Raw genomic sequence first — 3143 nt, 5'->3', positions numbered from 1 at the left:
AGACCGCCGCCACCGGTGAACGCGTCACGGTCAACGAGGCGGGCGCCAACAAGGTCCTGGTGTACGACGACACGGATCGGGCCGTCGGTGAGCTCTCCGGCCGCGGCCTGCTCCTGGAAGGCACCAACGGGGCCCTGCTCTACCTCGACCCCGACAGCACCTACCCGAACCTGCGCCTGACCAACGCCGACCAGAGCAACCAAGCCGTCATCAACGTGGTGGAGATCCCCACCGGGTCCGCCAATCTGGGCCTCAACTCCGGAGGGTTCACCGGATCCGGCTTCACCGACATGAAGTGGAGGACGTTCTTCGGCCAGGACTTCTGGGCCGCCGAACGCATCCGCGATAGCGCCAACAACACCGCCGTCGGCGGACGCATCTACATGGACCAAAACTCGGCGTCCTTCGGATACAGCGACAGCACCGCCGCCACTCAGGCGGCCGACATCTGGGTCACCCCGGGGCAGGCAAAGGCGCGCGGGAAACTCACCGTGCAGCCCTACGTCGGCGACACCAGCAGCGTCCTGTTCGTACAGCCAGGACCCAGTCACACCGGATACATGATCCGATGCTGGGACCCGGACGCCGCCCAATACAAATTCTCCGTCGACCAGGCAGGCAACACCCTCGTCAAAGGCACTTTGACGGCCGGGAACATCGCCACGGGCACCGTCACCATCACCCCGTCCGCAGCTCACACCCCCACCAGCGCCCTGGTGTCGTTCGCGTGCACCGGCAGCACATTCCGCGGCTACGCCACCGCGTCGACCACCGCGCCGGGCTCCCGCAAGGATGCCTTGCCGACCCCCGGCGCCGGCGTCACCGGTGTCAGCATGTCGTCCGTCACCAGCACCTCAGCGTTGGTGTGGGTCAACCGCGAGAACCTCACCGCCACCGTCGTCAACTGGATGGTCGTCGGATCCTGACCCTTCCCCGTCAGAACGCCGCGACAGAGGAGAACCCGATGAGTGAAGAGCAGCAGTCCACGCAGCCCGACGACACCCCGCCGGTCCCCGCCGACCCGGGAACTGTTGAGCCCGAACCCGAACCCGAGCCGGAGCCCACTCCGCCCGCGCCGGTCGGCGACACCCTCACCTGGGAGCCGCGAACCTGGTACTCCATCACCTACGCCTGCCGCACCGTCGGATGCCGATACGAAAACCACGTCGGATCCGCTGCGATGTTCTACTCCAACAACGGCGACCCCAAGTACATCCGGGTCAACTGCTCCTCGGACGACGGCTGCGGCAAGGACTCCGTCATCCTGACCGCCGACAAGCTCGACCCGCAGCCCATCGAGGAGTGACCGTGAGCGGGGGCAACACCTGCCCCACCAGGCCGTAGCCTGATCACTGGGCGACCCTCCGCCCCTGCCCCACTCCCCGAGGGACGACCGCGCGAGCGGTCCGCAGAACGACGCCATCTCTGGGCGCGGGGAGTGCAGGAGAACGGGCGAGTGCCCGAAGTCACGGTGCGCGAATACGAGGTCCGACCTGCCCTGGGCAGGCACCTCGTGCTGGACCCGCGCAGCCTCGCCTACCGGCGCGCCTACGACGGACAGCCGCTGCGCGCCACGGCGTGGGAGCCGCGGATACCCGTCCTGGACCAGCAGAACCTGACCGCGCAGGGCATTCACCTGTCCAAGGCCTACAGCCTCGAGCACGACCTGGACGCGCTCGCCTCCTGCACCGGAAACGCCGCCACCGCCGCACTGTCCGTACTCCTCACCAAGGACCGCGCCCGCACCGCAGGCCTGGACACCGACGACGCGACCGCCGCACAGCGCTTCGCGATCGACCTGTACGCGCAGGCCACCGAACACGACCAGTGGCACGACCTGGCGTGGCCCGTACAGGACTGCGGCTCCTCCGGCCTCGGCATCGCCAAAGCGATGAAAACGCGCGGCCTCATCGACCAGTACGCGCACGCCACCACCGCCGAAGAACTCTGCACCCTCCTGCAGACCGGGCCCGTGCTCATGGGTCTCCCTTGGAGATCAGCATTCAATGAGCCCGACAGCGAGGGGTTCATCGACTCCGGCGACTGGGCCTCCTCTCCGCTCGAGGGCGGTCACGAAGTCTGCGTCACCGCGCTCGAGGCCGTCGCCACCTCCGACGGTGTCCTGCTGCCTGAGCACTGCGTATTGCGCTTCAGGAACTCGTGGGGATCTTCGTACGGCGAGCACGGCGACGCCCGCATGTTCCTCACCACGTACCTCGCGCTGCGCGACCAGATCGACCTCATCCAGCCCCGCCTCGACCCAGGGAAACGCCGATGACCGCCTTCCACGTCGCCGTCGACCACCTCGAAGACGACAGCCCCGAGTCCACCACCACCTACCTCGGCACCTGCGACCAGACCCACATCGACGAAGTGCGCGCCATCGCTGCCCTCGAAGACAGCCCCCGCTTCCTGCGCGAGCACCCGCGCCTCGAGGGCGCCTTCATGGTGCTCCGCGAGGACGGTGACCTGGACGTGTACGTGCCGGTCGGCGCTACCGAGTACCGGGTGTACGAGCCGGACCGGATGCCGAAGACCCGCAACGAGGGCGGCGACCTGGCAGGCAACAACGCGCAGTTCGTGCAGAAGAAGTCCACAGACAGCTACACCGACGAGGACCTCCTGCCGCGCGGCGGATCCGGCCCGGCATACATCTCCGGCGCCACCAAGTTCGGTGGGCAGTCCATCGGCGGCGCCATGGACACCCCCGGCAACCCGCCGCGGACGACCTGGCACACCACCGAAAGCCCCGCGGGCGCCAGGTACTTCACCTCCATCGCCCTCTACCTGATCCGGGTGGGTGCCGAGCCGCAGGTCATCTACGACCCGCTGTCCGACAAGCTCGGCCAGTTCGGGTCGCTCACCAAGTCCGGCCGCGCTCTGCGCAACGACGGCTCCCGCCGTACCAACCGCGAAGGCCGCGTGAACATCCAGGTCGAGGTCCTCGGCCGCGCGAGCCAGCCGTGGACGAAGGGATTCGACCCGGCGAAGAAGCCCAACTACCGCAAGCTCCTCGCGGCGATGCGCGCGCACGGCATCCCCGACGTGTGGCCCGCAGGGAAGCCCGCCGCGACTGCGGCGGCCGTCGCCAAGGCCGGACGCTCCCGCACCACGTGGCAGGGCAAGGGCGGCCACTTCTCCCA

3 protein-coding genes and 1 pseudogene are annotated in these 3143 nt (G+C 68.4%); all 4 read left to right on the top strand.

The window, feature by feature from the left end; all coding sequences use genetic code 11:
- Positions 1 to 926: hypothetical protein (locus tag ABD378_RS43170; protein WP_344530854.1), on the top strand; the 926-nt coding region annotated here is incomplete at its 5' end.
- 38 nt (positions 927 to 964) lie between these two features.
- Positions 965 to 1306, top strand: a complete 342-nt coding sequence (locus ABD378_RS43165) for a hypothetical protein (protein WP_344530852.1) — start codon at positions 965 to 967, stop codon at positions 1304 to 1306.
- Positions 1307 to 1456: 150 nt separating this feature from the next.
- Complete coding sequence (locus ABD378_RS43160) at positions 1457 to 2278, top strand: hypothetical protein (RefSeq protein WP_344530850.1); 822 nt, start codon at positions 1457 to 1459, stop codon at positions 2276 to 2278.
- A pseudogene (locus ABD378_RS43155) lies at positions 2275 to 3143 on the top strand (hypothetical protein); the annotation flags it as partial. The gene ABD378_RS43160 and the pseudogene ABD378_RS43155, both read left to right, overlap by 4 nt.

It is taken from the genome of Streptomyces rectiviolaceus (assembly GCF_039533825.1).
Classification (GTDB): domain Bacteria; phylum Actinomycetota; class Actinomycetes; order Streptomycetales; family Streptomycetaceae; genus Streptomyces; species Streptomyces rectiviolaceus.
Note: the sequence above shows the minus strand (reverse complement) of the source record. Positions and strands in the feature narration are given on the sequence as shown.

Coding starts and splice junctions, on each gene's coding strand:
- ABD378_RS43165 (WP_344530852.1), top strand. CDS start 965: ATGAGTGAAGAGCAGCAGTCCACGCAGCCCGACGACACCCCGCCGGTC.